Source organism: Flavobacterium sp. KACC 22761 (assembly GCF_034058155.1).
GTDB lineage: Bacteria > Bacteroidota > Bacteroidia > Flavobacteriales > Flavobacteriaceae > Flavobacterium.
In genome coordinates this window covers 2,837,738-2,859,564 of the sequence record NZ_CP139148.1, presented here as the reverse complement: position 1 = coordinate 2,859,564, position 21,827 = coordinate 2,837,738, and the positions used below count along the sequence as shown (strand labels likewise).

The following is a 21,827-nucleotide window of genomic DNA, read 5'->3' as shown; positions in this document are numbered from 1 at the left end:
CAATTCAGGGGTTTTGTTTTTAGCCACAAATTGCACCAATTTTCACGAATTTTTATTTTCTAAACGTTTTCCATTTCAAACATAGCCCGTGGTTGAAACCACGGGCTATGTTTTAGCATTTTGCGAAAAATCTAAAATTAAAAATTCGTGAAAATTGGTGTAATTCGTGGCTAAAAAAATATTTTGAAGCATCACAATTGGCATTTTGATAAACATAGTTCCCGCTTTCGGCTATATCTCTCCGTTCCACTACGAGGATACCGCCTTAATCGGGGCTAAATTCAAACATTTGGCTTCTTTTAAAAATTAGGATAAAAATGAAATCCATTTAATTCGTGTAATATTTTGCAAAAAATTAATTTCAACAATATTTAAGAATTAGCTAAATTCGTGAATTCGTGGCTAAAAAAACTTAGTATCTTAGCATCTCAGAAACTTAGCACCTTTAAAAAGGTTATAAAATTCCAAAAACAGCAACTTTTTGTTTAAAAACAAACAATTTGTTACAATTTGTTATTTTTCTACAATTTATTTGCTGATACACAAAAGAGTAATAACTTTGCCCAAAATAATTTAAAAATGCAAGCAAAAGATTTACTGCAGTTAGCAGACCAATTTGGAAGTCCATTGTATGTTTACGATGCTGAAAAAATCCAATCACAGTACAACCGATTAACTAAAGCTTTCTCTAAGGTTGAGAACTTAAGAGTTAATTATGCCATGAAGGCATTGTCTAACATTGCGATTCTACAGTTATTAAAGAACATGGGGTCTGGCTTAGACACTGTATCAATTCAGGAAGTTCAGTTAGGGCTTCACGCTGGCTATGAACCCGAAAGAATTTTCTTTACACCAAACGGCGTTTCTTTAGAAGAAATCGAAGAAGTAGCCGCAATGGGTGTACAAATCAATATCGATAACTTATCTATTCTGGAGCAATTCGGAACAAAACATCCGCATATTCCAGTTTGTATTCGTATCAATCCACACGTGATGGCGGGCGGAAATGCAAATATTTCTGTTGGACATATCGATAGTAAATTCGGTATTTCTGTTCACCAGATTCCGCATATCTTGCGAATTGTTGAAAATACAAAAATGAGTATTGTTGGAATTCACATGCACACAGGATCTGATATTTTAGATATCGAAGTATTCTTGTATGCTGCTGAAATCTTATTTGATACGGCTAAACATTTTAAAGATTTACAATTCTTAGATTTCGGAAGCGGCTTCAAAGTTCCTTACAAAAAAGACGATATCGAAACAGACATCGAAGAATTAGGTAAAAAATTATCTAAAAGATTCAACGCTTTCTGTGCAGAATATGGCAGAGATTTAACGCTGATTTTCGAACCAGGAAAATTCTTGGTGAGCGAAGCAGGTCATTTCTTAGTAAAAGTAAACGTAGTAAAACAAACAACCTCAACAGTTTTTGCTGGAGTTGACAGTGGTTTCAACCACTTAATTCGTCCAATGTTTTACGGATCTTCGCATCATATTGACAACATTTCTAATCCAAAAGGAAAAGAGCGTTTTTACTCTGTTGTAGGATACATTTGCGAAACAGATACTTTTGCAAACAACCGCAGAATCCAAGAAATTACTGAAGGTGACATTTTATCTTTCAGAAACGCTGGAGCATACTGTTTCTCAATGTCTTCGAACTACAACTCAAGATATAAACCAGCTGAAGTTTTATGGATGAACGGACAAGGAATCTTGATTCGCCAAGCTGAAACATTTGAAGATTTACTTAAAAATCAAATTCCGTTGCCACAAGAAATTGCAGCTACGGTTTAACAATAGAAAAAAAAGGAATATCAATTGTTGAAATCCCGTTTCTTAATTGAGGCGGGATTTTTTTTTGTTTCACACAGATTTTGCAGATTTGAGCAGATTTAATTCTTTCTCTTTTTGTCAGGCTGAGCGGAGTCGAAGCCCACGCAAAGCAACCACAATACTTGTTTACATAAACTTTGCCGACGCAGTTTGTCATTTCGACGAAGGAGAAATCTTCGCAAGTAGCTCCACAAAGAAAGCCAAAGTTCAGCCATTCTTGTCATTTCGACGTAAGGAGAAATCCTCGCAAGTAACTCCGCAAAGTATATCAAACAAAACACAGCAAAAGAGAGAAAAATCTTAAATAAATATTTTGTCTTTCGTCAAAAAAAATGCATCAACAAGAAGGCTATTACACATACTACATATACATTCTCACAAATAAATACAAAACCGTTTTCTACACAGGAGTTACAAATAATTTAAAAATTCGTTTAAGCCAACACAAAGAAAACAGCACAACTGGAAACAAAACCTTTACATCAAAGTACAATGCCACATTCTTGCTATATTATGAAAAATTCACTTGGATTCAAGAAGCAATCGCTAGAGAAAAAGAAATAAAAGATTGGCGCAGGGAAAAGAAAATTGAATTAATAAAAACCATTAATCCAGATTTGGAGTTTTTGAATTATTTATTTGAATAATCTATTCAAAGCGTTTACAATCTTTGTGGAGCTACTTGCGAAGATTTCTCCTTCGTCGAAATGACAAGATTGTGGATCATTGGGGTTGAAATTTATAAAACTTGAATTTTAGTCATTTGGGCAGCCCCGCTAGCGCTAGCGTCCCGCTCGTGAACTCAAGTTAAGCAAATAAATAAGTAAAAACTTTGCACGCCTGAGCGGGAGATTGTGAATAAGGACTCCATAAAATCAAAAGTTGTATATTAGATATAAAATCAAAAAACTGATTAGCCATAAAACATTAACAAACCATATGCACACTCATGAATAAATTATTTTTTATTGTTGCACTTGCCTTTCTTGTATGTTCTTTCAACGAAATGAAACTATTAGAAAAAAAATTCAATTTAAGAGAAAACTACATCACAATTAATCAAACTGATCCTCTTTACACAAAAGGCCGAAATATCTTTAAAAAAGAGTGTACTTCCTGCCATTACATCGGAATGGATCAAATTGCAACCGCACCAGCTTTAGGAGGTATTACCAAATTGAGAGAGAAAAAATGGCTTTACAATTACACTCGATATTCTTATCAAATGTATGAACGAGGCGATAAAATTGCGAAAGAAATAAGAGCTCAAGGCTGGGGACTTATGACTTCTTTTCCATATCTCACAAATACTGATCTAGATGCTGTATATTACTTTGTTGAGAAGAGATATGAAATGTCAAAAAAAGGAATTCCGCTTGAAAAATAATTTTGTTAACAAAGTAAAATACGTTTACCCCCACTCATTCGAGCATCCAGCTCGTGAATACCAGCTGAAGAAATCTATAATATAAAAACTTTACGAGCACGAGCGAGACGCTCGCGCCAGCAAGCAAAAAAGTACACAATTTTTTTTATAAGTTGCCTCCAGTTTTAACTGGAGGAATATATCAAGATTAGAAAAGGCTTTAGCCAAATTATCTACAATTTGACTAAAGCCTTAAATTCTTTTATCATTTTCTCATCCTGCTAAAGCTAGCAATTAAATCTTCTTCCTCCCCTCAATATTTGGCAAAAAACCAGTAATTATCCCAATTAAAGGCAGAAACGCACAAATCTTAAAAACATATTCTATACTCGTTGCATCGGCGATTTTTCCTAGAACTGCTGAGCCTAAACCTCCCATTCCAAAAGCAAATCCGAAGAAAAGACCGGCAACTAAACCAACTTTTCCGGGCAATAATTCGGTTGCGTAAACTAGAATTGCAGAGAATGCCGAAGAAAGAATCAATCCGATAATGACAGATAAAGTTCCTACCCAAAATAAATCTACATAAGGCAACATCAACGTAAATGGCGCAACTCCAAGAATTGAAACCCAGATTACATATTTTCTTCCGAAACGGTCGCCAATTGGACCACCAATCAAAGTTCCCGCTGCAACAGCACCTGAAAACAAGAATAAATAAACTTGTGATTGCTGAATCGAAATATGGAATTTATCAATTAAAAAGAATGTATAATAACTCGTAATACTGCTCATGTAAAAGTATTTAGAGAAAATCAAAACCAACAAAATAATCAACGAACCAATCACTCTGTTTTTTGACAAATGATGCGTTTCGATTTTAAGCGCGGCTTTGTTGGCATTTCTTTCAGACAAATGTTCCGTGTACCAAATCGCAATTTTATACAAAGCAAAAATTCCGATTAAAGCGATAATACAAAACCAAGCCACATAACTTTGTCCGTGTGGAATGATAATAAAAGCTGCCAACAAAGGCCCGATGGCGCTTCCTGCATTTCCTCCCAATTGAAAAATAGATTGTGCCAATCCTCGTTTTCCGCCTGAAGCCAAATGTGCCACTCTTGAAGATTCCGGGTGAAAAATCGAAGATCCAATTCCGATTAAACTTACTGATAACAATAGAAAAGTGAAATTTGTAGCGATCGAAACCAGAAATAATCCGGTCATGGTGAAACACATTCCAATAATCAGCGAATAAGGTTTCGAATTTTTATCGGTATACATTCCCACGAAAGGTTGCAAAATTGAAGCGACGATTTGATAAGTAAAAGTGATTATTCCGATTTGAGAAAAACTCAGTCCGAAATTCTCTTTTATCAAAGGATAAATTGACGGAACAACAGCTTGCAAAAGATCATTGATTAAATGCGAAAAACTGATTATAAAAAGTATCGAATACGTTGTTTTTTTAATTACTTCTGGTTGTACTTTAACGGTTTCCATGAGTTGTTTTTAGGTTAATCTTAAATTTTAAAATAACAGCTGTATTATTTATTTACAAAATTGAAATAAATTACAATGTCAAAATTGCTATATTTGGACAATGAATAATCAAATTCGGACATATCGAATGGCGCAGGATTATGGATATCAAGTCAATCCATTAATTCCTGTTATTGGCTATACTGAAATGGTCAACAACGAAATGTGTATTTCGCACTCGCATCCTCGCGGGCAATTGATTTATGCTACGCGTGGTGTCATGAATGTTGTAGTTGGAAATCATATTTGGGTTGTTAATCCGTTGCAGGGATTGTGGCTTCCGGGCGGTGTCGAACATCAGGTTACTTTTCAGAAAGACGTTAATTATTACAGCGTTTTTATTGATCCGTCGGCAAGTGAAGGACTGCCAATAAACAGTTTTTCATTTGACATTCCGATGTTTTTAAAACAGTTGGTCTTCAAAATTATTTCTTTTGGAACAGATGGAAATTTGACACCTGCACAACGCAGAGTTATTTCCGTTTTTCTAGATGAACTTGCATTGATTGAGCCAAGTGCTACTTTTTTGCCAACGACAAATAACGAAAGGCTTCAAAAAGTCGTCGAACTTTTAATGAATGATGTTGCAAGCAAAAACACAATCGATTATTACGCCGAGCTTTCGTTTATGAGTAGCCGAACTTTATCGCGTTTGTTCATAAAAGAATTAGGAATGAATTTCAGTGATTGGCGCACGCGTTTGAAATTACTTGAAGCCATAAAAAGATTAGGCGAAAAACAATCCATAAAAGAAATCGCTTTAGATTTAGGTTATGAAACAGCCAGCGCTTTTATTTTTATGTTCAAAAAGCATTTAGGAAAAACGCCTTCTAATTATATTTTAGAAGATGAAAATGATTCGGATAAAATATCGGCGTAAAATATATCTTTAACAACTTTATAAAAATCAAAAAATGGACATATTAGGTAATCGTTTAATGGCAAGTACAATTGAAGAGGTTATAGAAAATACACAGGAACAAACCATAACTTTTAATTTAATGTTTCCCTATGATTTTGGAAATAATTTGTTTGAAGAACGATATTTAAAGTTTAACAAAGTTGTTTTTTATCAAGTCGAAGAAATAATTATTCCTTTAGGCCGAATTCCTCAAATATATCATATAAATGATCTGGGAAAATCCACCAGAATTGTAAAAACCTCTGATGATTTGGATATAGAATTTATTCGCCAAAAAATTGAAATTAATACAAATGTTGGAAAAAGAATTATTGAATTTTCTGATTATGAGTTTGAAGATAAAAAATAATATTTTTATCCATATTAAAGTTTAATTCTTTAAAAAACTATTTTAGCTAAGCAAACCAAATCCCAAATTCATGAAAATGAGAAAATAATTATATAAAAACTCTCTAAAAAAACGAACCAAAACTAATGACCAAAAAACTACTATTTATAATCTTGATTTTATTCCAGTTTTCCTGTAAAGACAAAGCAGAAAAACAAGCCGAAACCTGGAATAAAAGAATTCAAGAAGCTAAAATTTCAACAAAAGCAATTCCAAAATTCGATTTTGAAAAATTTCAAATTTCAAATGGAAAAGTCGGTGAAATAAAAATCGGCATGACAATTAGTGATGCTGAAAAACTGCTAAAATCTTTGACCAAAAAAGAAGAAACTGCTTATGATTTTGGTTATGACGGTGGCGGAAAAGCTTTTCTTTATTCATTAAAAAATGAGCCTGTTATTGCGCTCGTTCCTAAAAGAGATTCTGAGGAAATATTAGCCATTATTGCTTTGAGCAAAAATCTAAAAACAGAAAATGGATTAAATCCAAAATCTACAGTTGCAGAAATACAGGAAAAATATCCCGATATTAAAGTTTATATCGATTTAATAATGGACTGGGAATTCATGACGGACAAAAAAAGCAATTTAGAATTTGATTTTTTTACCAAGGAGAGCAACAGAATTGGTGAATATACCGATTTAGAAATTCCTGTTAAACCGGTAAGAACAACTATAAAGGCAGATTGGATTACAATCAAGTAAAATCAATATATTTTAACAACTTAACCCAAATCAAATAAAACCAAAAAACCATGAAAATTACGATTCCCTTATCGGCATTATTTTTATTGCTTTCAATCAATTCATTCAGTCAAACTATCGCTGATTTAAAATTAAAGCCAAAAGAAATTCCCAAAGCTTACACGTTCAACGACGGCAATATTTGCATTACGCCACAAGCCTGCACTTTTTATGATGATATTGAAACCTACAGCAATATTGTTGGAACTGTAAAAAGCAAAGCCATTCAGAATTTTAGAAGCAAAGGCGATCGTGGCTCTATCATGTATTTTGAATTTGATCACGTTTTTAAAGGCGATCGTTTTCTGCAAGGATTACTTTGGGGAAAAGACGGTCAGCCAACTGATGAACATCCGGAAGAATATGTCGTAAAAGGAAAATTTCTAATCATTTGGAGTTTCAAACCAGATAGTGTTTTAAAGGAAAAATCAGAAGAAAAAATAGAAAAACTATTGCCGTAAAACATCGAAGAAAACCTGAAGAGCAAATTAACTTCATTTAGAATTCATCTTTTCGAATTACTTTTGCATTTGCAACACTTCATCTTAAATAACAAAAAATGAAACCACAAATACGAATTCTTTCATATTCAATACTTTTCTTCTTATACCTAATTTCAACACCAATTATTTTAAAGATAGGCGAAAAATTAAAAACCGATCCTTTTACAACCTTAGGATTCGGTTATGCGGTTTTCAATATAATTTATGCTTTTGTGGCTTTAAAATGGAGACCAATGCTAAACATACTTTACGCTATCGCAATTGCAACATTGGCACTGTTTCTCGCATTGAAGTTTACAAACTTGCATTTGCTTTTTGAGTACGATCCGTACCAGGTTAAAACTGCGATACTTGCAAATGCTGTTTTTGCTGTTATTTTTTGGGAGATTGTTTATCAAGTAAAATCTAGATTAAAGAAATAACTTTTCCCAGTAGCCTCAAGCTTTAACTCGTACCATCAAAAGTCTTTCGATAGGCTTTAGCCCAAAAATGACCTTTTGGCTAAAGCCTTTTTCTTTTCCTCACAAACCTCCAGCTAAAGCTGGAGGCAATTTATTTACAATCACTGGCATTATTTAATACTTAAAAATAATTCATTAGTTTTACTCTTAAGCATTTTAAACCCAAACTAATGAAGCGACAACCATCAATAGACATCGTCCGAGGCATTGTAATGATTATTATGGCGCTTGATCATGTTCGAGATTTGATGCATATTAATTCGCTTGCACAAAGTCCGACTGATTTGTCAACCACTACGCCTTGGTTGTTTTTTACGCGCTGGATTACGTATTTATGTGCACCAACTTTTGTTTTTCTGGCAGGAACTTCCGTTTATCTTTCGCTTCAAAAAAATAGTTTAGCCGAAACCAGAACATTTTTATTTAAAAGAGGTTTTTGGTTATTATTGCTCGAATTTACCATTTTCAATTTCGGATTGTACTTTGATATTGGGTTTCACACACTTCTGTTTGAAGTTATAGCCACAATAGGTTTTGGTTTTATTGTTTTAGGTTTGCTTTTGAAAATTCCTTCTAGAATATTAGGAATTACAGGTTTGTGTATTCTCATTTTCCACAATCTTTTGCCTTTTATTGTGGTTTCACAAAATTTGAAATTGAATTCGGTTTTAACGTCATTCATTAGCCCATTTGGAACTCCATTTGGTAATCCTTTATTAGGAAGAGTATTTATTATGGCCTATCCGCCAGTTCAATGGTTAGGAATAATGCTTGTTGGTTTTGCCAGCGGAAAATTCTTTGAACTGGAAGCGGAAAAAAGAAAAAAACTATTTGTAAAAATTGGCTATAGCGCTTTAGCTTTATTTGTGGCGATTCGCTTTTTGAATATTTATGGCGATCCAATAAAGTGGAGTCTTCAAAAAGATCCGGTTTTTACTTTTTTATCTTTTATAAATGTGACCAAATATCCGCCATCGCTTCTATTTTGCTTGCTCAATTTAGGTATCATGTTTTTGTTGCTCGCTTTCGCGGAACAATTTCACAATACAATTAAAAAAATAACTTTAGTTTACGGAAAAGTGCCTTTGTTTTATTTTATAGTTCATTTTTATGTCATTCATATTCTAACTTTAGTCCTGCTTTTTGCTCAAGGTTTCAGTTGGTTGCAATTTGATTTTGTGGCAGGAACTTTTGGAAGATCTAGAAATATTCAAAGTGGTTTGCCTTTATGGGGAATTTATTTTGTTTGGATTTTTGTTGTGACGATTCTTTATAAACCTTGTCAATGGTTTGGGAAATATAAGGCTGAAAATAAATATTGGTGGCTGAAATATATTTAATTTGCATCTGTTCTTTCTTGTTTAAAATATTTAACCAAAACATGCCGATAAATCAAACCGAAGCCCCGATAAATAATCAAGAAATCAAAATCATAAAAAGAAAAGTAGAGAAAACAAAAATCTTCTTATTTGTATTTATTTCCTTTATTGCCCTTTGGTCTTGGGGAATGAGCAATACCGATTCTTTGTTTTCGTTATTCAACATCATTGTTTTTGTTTTTGTAATCATAGCCTTTGTTGTCTTTATACTTTTCTTAAAAAGATTAAATATAACGAGAAAAGATGTCGAATCTAAAATCAAGATTGTAAGCACTTTAAGGGTGATTGACAAATATCGTACGTCAAGTCGAAACTCTTATAATTATATCATTGTATTTGACTCTAAAGATATCCCTAAATATGAGGTTACAAAAAGTAATTATGACCTTATAGATATAACCGACTCTGTTGAGATAGAATATTCAAAATTTGCTTTTTGGATTCTCAAAATTGAGCATAAAGGCAATGATATTGAGAATAAACACTTTATTCAATAAGCACTAAAATTTCAAATTTCCGCAGGTAATTTTTTATATTAGTATTTTATTTTTTCAACATAAATTTATTTAAGGATGAAAAATGCACTAGAAATTGCAAATCGGTTTAGAGAGATTATTTTGAACGGAACTTGGGTTGCCAACACCAATTATAAAAATCAACTCGAAAATCTGGATTGGAAAATTGCAGTTGCTGAAGTTCAAAACTTAAATACAATTGCGATTCTTGCGCAGCATATTCATTACTACATTAGCGGAATAAATCAGGTTTTTAAAGGCGGAACTTTGGATATAAAAGACAAATTCAGTTTTGACTTTCCTCCTATTCAATCTCAACAGGAATGGGAAATTTTTCTAAATAAATTTTGGGATGCAGCTGAAGAATTTGCTTCTTTGGTGGAACAAATGCCAGATGAAAAATTAGACGAAGGTTTTGTTGATGTAAAATATGGCACTTACAGAAGAAATATTGACTGTATGATTGAACATAGTTATTATCATTTAGGACAAATTGTTTTGATTAAAAAGCTATTATCAAACTAAAAAAACATAGACTTAACTTTAAATTTCCTTTCAAATCAACAGAAATTATTAAATTTAAAATTCAACTTTAAAACTTTAGTAATGAGAAAATTATTTTTAGCATTTGCATTTTTAATTGGATTGTCTGCCACGGCTCAAACTTCTAAAGAATTGATTGGAAAATGGCAATTGGTAAAATGGACTAAAAACGGAAAAGAAAAAGATATCAAGAAACGTTTTAAAACAGATCAGGTTTTTCAGATTTTTAAAGAAAATGGTGATTTTGAAAGCGTAATTGGCGATGAATCTCATAAAGCAAAATGGAAATTATCAAGTGATAATTCTCAGTTGACTATCGTTTCTGTTATTCTGCCCGTTGTATTTAAAATTAATTCTTTTGACAGCGAAAAACGCAGTATCTCAAATCCTGAAGTAGGCACTTTTGAGTATAAAAAAATAAGCAACTAAATGGCAATCGTTTTTTTATTACTCGAAAAAAACAAAACTTCTCCTCTAGCCCCGATGGAAGCGGCATCCTTTTGTGGTGGGGTTCACCACAAAAGATATAGCGGACAGCGGGACTAAACATTGTTATGAAAACATAGATTTCTGCTTCTTAAAATAATTCAAAAAAGGCATAGTTGTTGAAAGTTAAAAAAGATATATTTACACCTTCAAAAACTATAACATGCAAAAAATTACTTTTCTATTTTCTATATTATTTTTAGCCTTTTCTTCGTGCGGTGTAAAAACGACCCAAGCTCTAATAAGCGATGGCAATTATGACGGCGCAATTGACCGTGCGGTTGAAGCTTTAAGAACCAATAAAGATTCAAAAGGGAAACAGGATTATGTGTATCTGCTCGAAGAGGCTTTTGCTAAAGCGAAAGATCGAGACTTGCGCAATCTTGAAATGCTCAACAATGAAAATAATCCCGTAAATGCTGAACGCATCTACAACACTTATGTACAGCTAAATAATCGTCAGGAAAAAATTAGGCCGATTTTGCCTTTGAAATTATTAAAACAGGGAAGAAATGCGATTTTTCCGTTTGATAATTATTCGAATCAAATTGTTAACAGCAAAAATGCGCTTTCTAAATATTTGTATGAGAATGCTTCTGCGCTCTTAAAATCTAATAATAAATTGGATTTCAGAAAAGCTTATGATGATTTGGCTTATTTGGAAAGTTTAAATCCGAATTACAAAAATGCAAAAAAACTGATGGACGATGCTCAGTTTAAAGGAACTGATTTTGTGGATGTTTATGCCAAAAACGAAACCAATATGGTAATCCCAAAAATGCTTCAGGACGATTTATTGGATTTTAAAACTTATGGATTAAACGACAAATGGACGGTTTATCATAGCGCCAGACAAAAAAATGTAAACTACGATTATAGCCTGATTATTAATTTTAGAGACATTTATATTTCGCCAGAGCAAATTAAAGAAAAGGAATTTACTAAAGAAAGACAGGTTAAAGATGGTGTAAAAACACTTTTGGACAGCCGCGGAAAACCAGTAAAAGACAGTCTTGGAAAAGAAGTTAAAGTAGATAATTATAAAATGCTTCGCGCAACTGTTTATGAATTTAGACAATTTAAATCGTGCCAGGTTACGGCAAAAGTTGACTATGTAGATTTGAAATCAAATCAATTGGTTCAGACATTTCCAATAAGCAGTGAATTTGTTTTCGAGAATATCTATTCGACTTATAAAGGCGATAAAAATGCATGCGAGGATAATTATCTTGGCAATTTTAATAAACGCGCGGTTTTGTTTCCGAATAACGAACAAATGGTTTATGACACGGGCGAAGACCTGAAAGCCAAGCTAAAAGACATCATTGTAAAAAATAAATTTAGACACTAATTATATAACAGGATTATAAAGAAAAAGGCGCATTTTTGATGCGTCTTTTTTTGTTTGGGTTCTTTTTCATTAAAAAATTTTCGTTTTTTTAATTGCGCAACCAAAAAGTTGCGTATATTTGCAACTGATTAGTTGCGTAATTCTATTTTTAAAATGAAACGAGATATTTTTCAGGCAATCGCTGATCCGACTCGAAGAGCGATTTTAGTTTTGGTTTCTACAACTGCATTAACGCCAAATGCAATTGCCGAGCAATTCAAAACCACAAGACAAGCAGTTTCTAAACACATTAAAGTTTTGAACGAATGTGATTTATTGGAAGAAAAAAAAATGGGCAGAGAAATTTATTATCAGCTTAAAATTGACAAAATGAAAGAAGTAGATCAATGGATGGAACAGTTTAAGAAAATTTGGGAAAGTCGTTTCAGCCAATTGGATCAAGTATTAATGAATTTAAAATCTAAAGAAAATGAAATCTGATCTTATCATGAATTTTTCCGTAGATAAGGAAAATAAAACCGTAAATGTAAAACGCGAATTTAATGCGTCATTGTCAAACGTTTGGTCTACTTGGACAGAACCTGAAATTCTGGATCAATGGTGGGCGCCAGCTCCTTTCAAGTCCAAAACAAAAAGCATGGATTTTAAGGAAGGCGGACGCCGCTTGTATGCAATGGTTGGCCCAGATGGCCAAGAACGTTGGAGTTTTTTTGATTATACTTCGATTTCTCCGAAAACTAATTTCAAACACACTTCGACATTTTGCGATGCTGAGGCTAATCCGATTCCGAATTTTGGAAGCTCGTTATGGGATATTACATTTTCTGAAGAAGGAGAAGTGACAGTAGTTGACATTGCAATTAGCCGTGACAATTTTGCTGAAATTGAACAACTGATCGCAACAGGATTCAAAGAAGGATTTACAAGCACGCTAAAAAGCTTGGAAAAACTTCTTGAAGCGAGAAAATAAATTTTTAAGTACTAATACATTAAAATAAAGTATCATGAAATCAAATCTTTTAATGAATTTTACAGTAGATAAAGAAACGAGTACGGTAAATGTAAAACGCGAATTCAATGCGCCATTGTCTGATGTTTGGTCGGCGTGGACAGAAGCTGAAATTCTAGACCAGTGGTGGGCGCCAGCTCCTTGGAAAGCCCGAACAAAAAGTATGGAATTTAAGGAAGGCGGACGAAGATTGTACGCCATGGTTGGTCCAGAAGGCGAAGAGCATTGGGCAATTGCTGATTTTACTTCCATTAGCCCGAAGACAAATTTTAAATATCTGGATGCTTTCAGTGACAGTGAAGGGAATTTAAACAAAGAATTTCCACGTTCTGACTGGAATGTCAATTTTTCTGAACAAGAGGGTTCAACCTTTGTTGATATTGCCATCAAACACGAAAAACTTTCTGATTTGGAAATGATTATTCAAATGGGATTCAAAGAAGGATTTACTATTGCGATGGAAGGGTTAGACAAAATTTTTGAAGAAAGAAAAAAATAATTCTTTTACTAAATTAGAAAACCCCGCTTTTGATTAAAGCGGGATTTTTTTGTTTTAACTACCTAATCTAATTAACATTAAAATTCGTATTTTCGATTTCAATTTTATTCTACTAAAGAAACTAAAATCATTTATTTTCAATGCTTAAACTCGTAATAAAAAAATGCTAAGGAAAATCTTCAAAATTTTTGCATTCATTTTAGCTCTTGTGATTGCATTGTATTTTTATCTTTTGAGTGATTATAATCCGATGTTTAAAAATGATGATTTCATTTATCTTACCAAGACATTGAAAAACACAAAAGCTGAAGATCTTGAGGAAATCGTATCTCTTTATAATAAAATCAACGAAAAAGAATCGCATGCTTGTTCTTGCGAAACAGTATTGAAGATGGTAAACTCTTATAACTACGGAAATCTTCTGAAAAAGGCCATCTACATCTCAAAAATCAAAAAAGAGTTCACACCTGATATTTGTTTAAAACTTGTACTCTTAAACTATGACTTTTGTTTCAGAAACAAAGGAATTCACACCGCAACTCAATTTTATTTTCACAAAACGGTTCAGGAACTAAATGAAAAAGAAAAACTGACCATTGTAGCAATGCTTCGTAATGCTGCGTTATTCAATCCGATAAGAAATCCAAAAAAATTAAAAGAGCGAATTTTAATTTACCAGCAAATTCTAAAGCAACAAGAACAAAAATAACAGAACTCTAAACCCTTTCATTATTAACTAACCAATAAAATCTAACCAAAGCATTATGAAAAAATTTATGGCCACAGTCCTTTTTCTTGTTTCAATTACTGCATTTTCCCAAAGCAGATATGAACTCTCTGATGAAGGAAAAGACAAATTCTATCTTTCTGATTCTATCACAAGTTTGGCGAAAGCCGGAAAAATTACGGATAAGCCAATTGTAGTTGTTGATGGAATTCCGCATCGTTATCAGGATTTGGAAAAAGAAAAACTTGCTTTGTCTAAAATTGAAATTGCCAAAATTATCGCTATCGATAAACAAAAAGGAATCAGTATTTATGGAACTTACGGTGAAGCCGGCGTTTTGATTGTTACAACTAATAGAAGTAGTTTTCATAAACGTGTATCAGAGGTGAAAGAAATGAAAGAAAATTAATTTTTAGTTTCACGTTTCAGGTTTCATTCGCAACTGTCAGGCTGAGCGAAGTCGAAGCTCACGTTCCAATTGGAGCGCCCTTCGACTTCGCTCAGGGTGACAAAAGGTTTTACAATTCACAATTAATAATTCACAATTAACAATTTATAATTAACAATTTATAATTAACAATTTATAATTACCCCAACCATCCTTCACGATCTAAGCTTCTATACTGAATTGCTTCGGCAATATGGTGTGAAACTATATTTTCTGAATTATCTAAGTCGGCAATTGTTCTCGCGACTTTCAGAATCCTGTCGTAAGCTCGCGCGGAAAGATTTAAACGTTCCATTGCGGTTTTCAGTAATTCTTTTGATTGTACATCTAAAACACAAAACTCACGAATCAATTTACTGCTCATTTGAGCATTATAATGTATGTTTTCAATTTCCTGAAAACGCTTGGTCTGAATTTCTCTCGCTGCCGTAACACGTTTTCGGATTTCTACACTGCTTTCGGCTTTTCTGTCGTCGGCTAATTTCTCGAAAGGAACTGGAGTTACTTCGATATGAATATCAATTCGGTCTAAAAGCGGACCGGAAATTTTGCTCATATAACGTTGCATTTCGTGTGGCGAAGAGGTATTTGGCATACTTGGATCGTTAAAAAATCCACTCGGACTCGGATTCATGCTCGCCACAAGCATAAACGATGATGGATAGGTAACCGTAAATTTAGCACGAGAAATGGTTACTTCCCGATCTTCCAATGGCTGACGCATTACTTCTAAAACATCGCGTTTAAATTCTGGCAATTCATCCAAAAATAAAACACCATTATGCGCCATTGAAATTTCACCCGGTTGCGGATAACTTCCGCCACCAACAAGCGCGACGTTCGAAATCGTGTGGTGTGGCGAACGAAACGGTCGCTGATTCATCAATCCGACTTCTTTTAATTTTCCGGCAACACTGTGAATTTTAGTTGTTTCCAAAGCTTCGCGCAAAGTCATTGGAGGCAAAATACTGGGAACACGTTTTGCCAGCATTGTTTTTCCCGCTCCAGGCGGACCAATTAAAATAATATTATGCCCTCCTGCTGCTGCAATTTCCATACAACGTTTGATACTTTCCTGTCCGCGAACGTCTGAAAAATCAAATTCAGGGAAATCTAGTGTTTTATAAAACTCAGTTCGAGTGTCGATAACTGTGGGCTGAAGTGTCCCTTTTCCTTTAAAAAAATCTATTATTTCCTGCAAATTCGAAACGCCATACACATCAAGTCCGGCTACAATTGCAGCTTCTTTTACATTTTGAATTGGCAGAAAAAATCCTTTGTAACCTTCTTCTTTTGCTTTTATGGCAATGGGCAAAGCGCCACGAATAGGCTGCAAACTTCCGTCTAATGAAAGTTCGCCCATAATAATATATTGTTCGATTTCGGGAGCTTTTATTTGGTCGGAGCCTACTAAAATTCCCATTGCGAGCGGTAAATCGTAGGCCGAACCTTCTTTTCTAAGGTCGGCGGGCGCCATATTTATGGTTATTCTTTTTCCGGGCAGATTTAATCCGTTGTTTTTTAAAGCGGCCGCAATTCTAAAACTGCTTTCTTTTATAGCATTATCTGGAAGCCCAACTAAATGATAACCAATCCCTTTATCCATGTGGACTTCAATCGTGATTGTGGTTGCTTCTACTCCAAAAACGGCACTTCCGTAAACTTTTACTAGCATAATTATTCTTTCATTAATTGTTTTTAAAGCTAATGAAAAAATAGTTATTGTAAATATTTTAGTACAAAAAAAATAGATTGTGACTTTTTGAATAATTATTCAAATTCTAAATAACAGGTATTTGTACCTGTTTTTAACAAGATTTACTTTCATAAATTTACATTAACAAATCCAAAAATAAAAACTATGAAAACAAAATTACTATTAATAATTTTCGTGCTATTTTTAAATTATACAAATGCTCAAACAGTTCCTCCACCAAAAAACATTTTCGTCAGCAGTATGTCGATTTTTGGACAAATTGATGACGATTCAACAGTTTACATTGATCTTGGTGATGGAAGCAAACCAATAAGTGTTAAGGCAGACGCAAATAATTTTTTTAAATATGAATCTCCAACATTATTTAAAGTTGGCTCAACAATAAATATTTATTCAAAAAATAGTAGTGGTTCGGAATCAATTAAAGTATCCAAAAAAGTTTTATCACCTGATGAACTAAAATTGGAGTATGAAAATAAAAAAGAATCGGCAAATCAAACAATTTTGCTTTTAGAAACGGAAAAGAAAAAAATTGAAGAAGAAAATGAAAAAAAGGAAAAAGCAAGAATAGATGAACTAACTGCTGAACTTAAAAAAAGCGGATACAAAGTTGAAAAAATTGATGCTGATGTCACTAGTTTTAGTGAAGCAGTTTCAAAAGTAGAGTCATACAAAGCTGAAAAATTAGCTCTAAGAAATACAACCTTAATATATGGCTCACAAATATTATCAACAAATTTTACAATTCCGTTAGTTAGATTTAATTTTGTTGAAGGTGATAGTCAAAAACAAGGCGACATACTTCTTTTTACTTCAATTGGTGCAGGTGTTGGCTACTATTGGGGGCAATTGGAAAGAACACGTGATAATACTGGTGAAATTATCAATGAGGAATTCAGAAATAGATTCGGCGTAAATCTTGGTTTCCTGTTTTCGGCTGGAACGGGTGAAGAATCTAAAAACGTTTTTGCTCCTGTAATTAATTTTGCAGTCTTAGATTTTCAAATAGGAGTCGGAACTGAATTAGGCACAAGAAATGTTAACCAAAAAAGACAATTTTTAACATTATCATACGCAATACCGGTTTACAAATTATTCAAAAAAGGTTACAAAATTTATGCTATGGAACCTGAACCAAACGAAATGATACAAAAATCACTAAATTAGAAAAAGTAATACTTAAATATTAAAAGCTTTCCAAAAGGAAAGCTTTTATTCTACAAACTGTTTTGTAATAATTTCTGTATTTTAAAAAATTATTAAAAACTAAACTAAAAGCGCAATTTAATCTGAGTTTTAATCTCCTCTACAATCTTACTCAAATCTAAACTATTCTCATGCGCCCAAAGTTTGCTTTCAATTTGGCCATTTCGAATACAATGATGACATTCCATAATTTCATGAGAATATCCTTTTCCTAAAACCGGAAAACTGATCACAGCTTCTTTTTCTTCTTCAATAAATAAAGAATAACCATCGGCAACAAACCAAGGTGAATTGAGCTCTATTCTTCCTTTGCTTCCGCCAATAGTTGCTGTCATATCAGAATCTGAAACTATAGAAGCATGCAAAATCGATTGTGCCGATTCATATTGCAAAATCATTGAAGTCTGCAAATCAATATTGTTTTTATGTTTTATCGCTTTTGAAATAATTTCTTTTGGCATACCTAATAGTATATAGGACAGAAATAAAGGATAAACGCCAATATCAAACAAAGCACCTCCGCCAAGATTCTTGTCAAAAAGTCTTTGATTTTCTGTCTCGCTTCCGCGGAAAGCAAAATCGGCATTGATGTATTTCACATCGCCAATTGCTCCATTTTTTACTTGTTGCAAAACTTCTTTTACTGACGGATTAAATCGTGTCCAAAATGCTTCCATAAAAAACTTATTATTCTTTTTTGAAGCTTCAATCATTCGGATTGCATCTGAATACGAAAGCGCCATCGGTTTTTCGCATAAAACATGTTTTCCATTTTCTAAGGCGTTAATAGACAATTCTGCATGAGAATTGTGCGGTGTAGCTATGTAAATAATTTCAACTTCTTCATCGGCAAAAAGTGCTTCATAAGAATCATATGTTTTTGAGCAATTGAATTTTTGGGCAAAATCATTGGCTTTGGCCAAATCTCTAGAAGCAACTGCTGTCAATTCAGCATCTTCCAGCAAAAGCAAATCCGAAGCAAATTGATTGGCTATATTTCCCAAGCCAATTATTCCCCATTTTATTTTTTGTGAATTTTTCATAAATGTCCTATATACACTATACATCAGCGTTTTACCATAATCCTTATCTAAAATAGAGAAAAAACATTTTGGAAAATTAAAACTTATCTAACATATTTTCATATTTTTAGCAACAAATTAGCTAATACCATATGAAAAAAGCCCTACTACTACTCTTTTTGAGCGTTTTTTTAACAAAAACGTATGCTCAAGACTATTTCCCTGTTAATGAAAGTGTGCACAACAAAAGTAAAAATTACACGGTTTTTACAAACGCCACTATTTATGTTACACCAACTCAAAAAATTGAAAAGGGAACATTGCTGATCCAAGACGGAAAAGTAGTTTCTGTTGGAACTTCAATTGCAATTCCTAAAAACAGTATCACAATTGATCTGGCAGGAAAAACAATTTACCCATCATTTATTGATGTATATACTAATTTTGGAATCGAAAAACCAAAATCAAACTTACCTCCGGGACGCAACCGCAACCAGATTTATGATACAAAAAGAACTGGTTATTACTGGAACGAAAGCGTTAGACCTGAAGTAAACGGTTATGAAACTTTCAAGTATGACCAACCAAAAGCGGAAGAATTTTTGAAAGCCGGTTTTGGAGTTGTTGGAACTCACACCCTTGACGGAATCGCGCAAGGAACTGGAGCTTTAGTTGCTCTTAATAATGAAGACAACAGCAAACAAATCATTTCTAACAAACTAACAAATCACTTCGCTTTTACAAAAAGTGCTTTGACAAATCAAGCATATCCAAGCTCTTTGATGGGTATGATGGCTTTATTACGCCAAATGTATTTGGATTTAGATTGGTACAAAAAAGGAAATTCTGAAACCAAAGATTTGTCTTTAGAAGCTTTGGCTAGCAATGAAAAACTGGTTCAGATTTTTGCAACAGAAGACAAATTAAACAGTTTAAGAGCTTCAAAAATTGCAAAAGAATTTGGCCTAAACTACGTTTTGAAAGGAAGCGGAAACGAATTTGAACGAATCGAAGAAATCAAAGCAACGAACGCAAAATTCATTATTCCAATCAGTTTCCCAGATGCTTATGATGTTTCGAATCCATATTTGTCAAACCAAATTGAATTGGCTGATATGCGTTTCTGGAATCAGGCGCCAACAAACTTAAAAGTGCTTTCAGAAAACGGAGTTGTTTTTGCTTTGACAACAGACAAATTGAAAAAAATTGAAGATTTTAAACCTAATTTATTAAAAGCAATAAAATATGGTTTTGATAAAACAAAAGCTTTAGAAGCGTTAACCACAATTCCTGCGGCGATCCTAGGAAAAAGTGACGAAGTTGGAAGTTTGAAAGCAGGAAGTTTTGCCAATTTCATCATTACTTCGGGTGAAATTTTTGACGAAAAAACAGTTTTGTATGAAAACTGGGTTCAAGGAAGCAAATATATCGTGAATGATATCAACGCAAAAGACATTCGCGGCAATTATGACTTGACTGTTGGAAAAGATACTTATAAATGGAAAATCGACGGAACGGCTGATGCCCAAAAATCAGAAATCACAACTGCTGATGCTAAAAAAGTAAAAAGCACTTTTTCTATTGCAAAAAACTGGGTTTCACTTGTGATCAAACCTGCAGATACTATTAAATCAAACTTTGCTCGTTTAACTGGATTTGTTGAAAAAACAGATGCACTTTCTGGAAAAGCGGTTTTGGCAAACGGAGATGAATTGGTTTGGAACGCAGTAAAAACAAGTCCGTTTGTGGCGGTTAAAGATACTATTAAGCCAGAAAAACCAAATCATGTAATGCCAGTAACGTATCCAAACGTTGCTTTTGGTGATACTAAAAAACAAACGGCTCAAACTTTATTATTCAAAAATGCTACAGTTTGGACGAATGAAAAAGAAGGGATTTTGACTGAAACAGATGTTTTGATCAAAAACGGAAAAATCGCTGCGGTAGGCAAAAACCTTTCTGATGCATCTGCAACTGTAATTGATGCAAAAGGAAAACATATCACAAGCGGTATTATTGACGAGCACTCGCATATTGCGATTTCTAAAGGTGTAAACGAAAGCGGACACAACTCGACTGCCGAAGTTACCATTCAGGATGTTGTAAACTCTGAAGACATTAATATTTATAGAGATTTAGCTGGTGGTGTTACAATTTCACAATTATTGCACGGATCTGCAAATCCAATTGGCGGAAGATCTGCAATTGTAAAATGGAAATGGGGTTCTGCAGCAGAAGATATGTTGTATAAAAACCAACCTAAATTCATCAAATTTGCTTTGGGTGAAAACGTAAAACAAGCGAACTGGGGAATTGATAATCCAACGCGTTTCCCTCAAACAAGAATGGGAGTTGAACAAGTTTTCACAGATTATTTCCAATTGGCTAAAGAATACGACGAAAACTGGAAAAAATTCAATGCTGGAAATAAAAAAGGAAAAGCGCCAAGAGTGGACTTAGAATTACAAACTCTTGCTGAAATTTTAAACAAAGAGCGTTTCATTACTTGTCACTCTTATGTAGAATCAGAAATTTTGATGCTGATGAATGTTGCTGAAAAATTCAATTTCAGAGTAAATACTTTCACTCACATTTTAGAAGGTTACAAAGTGGCTGACAAAATGAAAGAACACGGAGTTGGAGCTTCTACTTTCTCTGACTGGTGGGCTTATAAATTTGAGGTTAATGATGCAATTCCGTACAACGGACCAATTATGCATAATGAAGGTTTAGTCGTTGCTTACAACTCTGATGATGCTGAAATGTCAAGAAGATTAAATCAAGAAGCGGCAAAAGCTGTAAAATACGGAAATGTATCTGAAGAAGATGCTTGGAAATTTGTGACTTTAAACCCTGCAAAATTATTACATATTGATGATAAAGTAGGAAGTTTGAAAGTGGGCAAAGATGCCGATGTTGTTTTATGGAGCGAAAATCCATTGTCTATTTATGCTAAAGCAGAAAAAACAATTATTGAAGGTGTAGTTTATTTTGATATCGAAAAAGATGCTCAAAAACAATTAGCCATCACTAAAGAAAGAAACGAATTGATTGGACAAATGCTGCAAGAAAAAAACAAAGGAAACAGCACGCAGGCGCCAACAAGAAAAGAGAAAAGAGAATATCACTGTGATACTTTAGAACAGTTATAAGAGCTT

General features: G+C 33.5%; 23 protein-coding genes. 20 read left to right on the top strand and 3 right to left on the bottom strand.

The features are described 5' to 3' along the window. The first annotated feature begins 510 nt into the window (after positions 1-510). From lysA to SCB73_RS12360, 3 genes are all read left to right on the top strand, one after another. Positions 511-1,803: a diaminopimelate decarboxylase gene (lysA, locus tag SCB73_RS12370; protein WP_320566534.1), complete on the top strand. Its 1,293-nt coding sequence runs from the start codon at positions 511-513 to the stop codon at positions 1,801-1,803. A gap of 371 nt (positions 1,804-2,174) precedes the next feature. Continuing rightward, a complete protein-coding gene (locus SCB73_RS12365) occupies positions 2,175-2,489 on the top strand; it encodes a GIY-YIG nuclease family protein (RefSeq protein ID WP_320566533.1) in 315 nt (104 codons plus the stop codon). Between the two features lie 302 nt (positions 2,490-2,791). Then, positions 2,792-3,229, top strand: coding sequence for a c-type cytochrome (locus SCB73_RS12360; RefSeq protein WP_320566532.1), 438 nt, complete (start codon positions 2,792-2,794; stop codon positions 3,227-3,229). A gap of 273 nt (positions 3,230-3,502) precedes the next feature. On the opposite strand, the gene SCB73_RS12355 is transcribed toward SCB73_RS12360, so the two are convergent. Beyond that, positions 3,503-4,711, bottom strand: coding sequence for an MFS transporter (locus SCB73_RS12355; RefSeq protein WP_320566531.1), 1,209 nt, complete (start codon positions 4,709-4,711; stop codon positions 3,503-3,505). 100 nt (positions 4,712-4,811) lie between these two features. Between SCB73_RS12355 and SCB73_RS12350 the strand changes: the two genes are divergently transcribed. The 15 genes from SCB73_RS12350 (at position 4,812) to SCB73_RS12280 (ending at position 14,685) form a co-directional block, all read left to right on the top strand. After that, complete coding sequence (locus tag SCB73_RS12350; RefSeq protein WP_320566530.1) at positions 4,812-5,630, top strand: AraC family transcriptional regulator; 819 nt, start codon at positions 4,812-4,814, stop codon at positions 5,628-5,630. Positions 5,631-5,664: 34 nt separating this feature from the next. Then, positions 5,665-6,021, top strand: a complete 357-nt coding sequence (locus SCB73_RS12345; RefSeq protein ID WP_320566529.1) for a hypothetical protein — start codon at positions 5,665-5,667, stop codon at positions 6,019-6,021. Positions 6,022-6,146: 125 nt separating this feature from the next. Further along, positions 6,147-6,764: a hypothetical protein gene (locus SCB73_RS12340; protein WP_320566528.1), complete on the top strand. Its 618-nt coding sequence runs from the start codon at positions 6,147-6,149 to the stop codon at positions 6,762-6,764. Positions 6,765-6,814: 50 nt separating this feature from the next. Next, positions 6,815-7,264, top strand: a complete 450-nt coding sequence (locus SCB73_RS12335; protein WP_320566527.1) for a hypothetical protein — start codon at positions 6,815-6,817, stop codon at positions 7,262-7,264. 98 nt (positions 7,265-7,362) lie between these two features. Next, positions 7,363-7,728: a hypothetical protein gene (locus tag SCB73_RS12330; protein WP_320566526.1), complete on the top strand. Its 366-nt coding sequence runs from the start codon at positions 7,363-7,365 to the stop codon at positions 7,726-7,728. A 209-nt stretch (positions 7,729-7,937) separates the two neighbouring features. Next, entirely contained in the window at positions 7,938-9,107 is a 1,170-nt protein-coding gene (locus SCB73_RS12325; protein WP_320566525.1) for an acetyltransferase domain-containing protein, read from the top strand. 41 nt (positions 9,108-9,148) lie between these two features. Further along, entirely contained in the window at positions 9,149-9,643 is a 495-nt protein-coding gene (locus tag SCB73_RS12320; RefSeq protein WP_320566524.1) for a hypothetical protein, read from the top strand. A gap of 75 nt (positions 9,644-9,718) precedes the next feature. Continuing rightward, a complete protein-coding gene (locus SCB73_RS12315; RefSeq protein WP_320566523.1) occupies positions 9,719-10,186 on the top strand; it encodes a DUF1572 domain-containing protein in 468 nt (155 codons plus the stop codon). 81 nt (positions 10,187-10,267) lie between these two features. Beyond that, positions 10,268-10,633 (top strand): DUF5004 domain-containing protein, encoded by a 366-nt coding sequence (locus SCB73_RS12310; protein ID WP_320566522.1) that lies wholly within the window; start codon positions 10,268-10,270, stop codon positions 10,631-10,633. Positions 10,634-10,853: 220 nt separating this feature from the next. Next, the gene (locus tag SCB73_RS12305) at positions 10,854-12,041 is read left to right on the top strand and encodes a hypothetical protein (RefSeq protein WP_320566521.1); all 1,188 of its coding nucleotides are present in this window, start codon (positions 10,854-10,856) and stop codon (positions 12,039-12,041) included. A 153-nt stretch (positions 12,042-12,194) separates the two neighbouring features. Continuing rightward, positions 12,195-12,521 carry an ArsR/SmtB family transcription factor gene (locus tag SCB73_RS12300; protein WP_320566520.1) on the top strand — a complete coding sequence of 109 codons (327 nt, stop codon included), beginning with the start codon at positions 12,195-12,197 and terminating at the stop codon, positions 12,519-12,521. Beyond that, on the top strand, positions 12,511-13,011 hold the full coding sequence (locus tag SCB73_RS12295) for an SRPBCC family protein (protein WP_320566519.1): 501 nt from the start codon (positions 12,511-12,513) through the stop codon (positions 13,009-13,011). The genes SCB73_RS12300 and SCB73_RS12295 overlap by 11 nt, the downstream gene beginning before the upstream one ends. A gap of 34 nt (positions 13,012-13,045) precedes the next feature. After that, positions 13,046-13,549 carry an SRPBCC family protein gene (locus SCB73_RS12290; protein ID WP_320566518.1) on the top strand — a complete coding sequence of 168 codons (504 nt, stop codon included), beginning with the start codon at positions 13,046-13,048 and terminating at the stop codon, positions 13,547-13,549. A gap of 163 nt (positions 13,550-13,712) precedes the next feature. Continuing rightward, positions 13,713-14,258 (top strand): transglycosylase domain-containing protein, encoded by a 546-nt coding sequence (locus tag SCB73_RS12285; protein WP_320566517.1) that lies wholly within the window; start codon positions 13,713-13,715, stop codon positions 14,256-14,258. Between the two features lie 55 nt (positions 14,259-14,313). Beyond that, on the top strand, positions 14,314-14,685 hold the full coding sequence (locus tag SCB73_RS12280) for a hypothetical protein (RefSeq protein WP_320566516.1): 372 nt from the start codon (positions 14,314-14,316) through the stop codon (positions 14,683-14,685). Positions 14,686-14,863: 178 nt separating this feature from the next. On the opposite strand, the gene SCB73_RS12275 is transcribed toward SCB73_RS12280, so the two are convergent. Beyond that, on the bottom strand, positions 14,864-16,399 hold the full coding sequence (locus SCB73_RS12275) for a YifB family Mg chelatase-like AAA ATPase (protein WP_320566515.1): 1,536 nt from the start codon (positions 16,397-16,399) through the stop codon (positions 14,864-14,866). 186 nt (positions 16,400-16,585) lie between these two features. Between SCB73_RS12275 and SCB73_RS12270 the strand changes: the two genes are divergently transcribed. Beyond that, on the top strand, positions 16,586-17,608 hold the full coding sequence (locus SCB73_RS12270) for a hypothetical protein (RefSeq protein WP_320566514.1): 1,023 nt from the start codon (positions 16,586-16,588) through the stop codon (positions 17,606-17,608). A 104-nt stretch (positions 17,609-17,712) separates the two neighbouring features. Here SCB73_RS12270 and SCB73_RS12265 read toward each other — a convergent pair whose 3' ends face one another. After that, the gene (locus SCB73_RS12265; RefSeq protein ID WP_320566513.1) at positions 17,713-18,690 is read right to left on the bottom strand and encodes a Gfo/Idh/MocA family protein; all 978 of its coding nucleotides are present in this window, start codon (positions 18,688-18,690) and stop codon (positions 17,713-17,715) included. Positions 18,691-18,821: 131 nt separating this feature from the next. Between SCB73_RS12265 and SCB73_RS12260 the strand changes: the two genes are divergently transcribed. Then, positions 18,822-21,821, top strand: coding sequence for an amidohydrolase family protein (locus SCB73_RS12260; protein WP_320566512.1), 3,000 nt, complete (start codon positions 18,822-18,824; stop codon positions 21,819-21,821). The last annotated feature ends 6 nt before the right edge of the window (positions 21,822-21,827 follow it).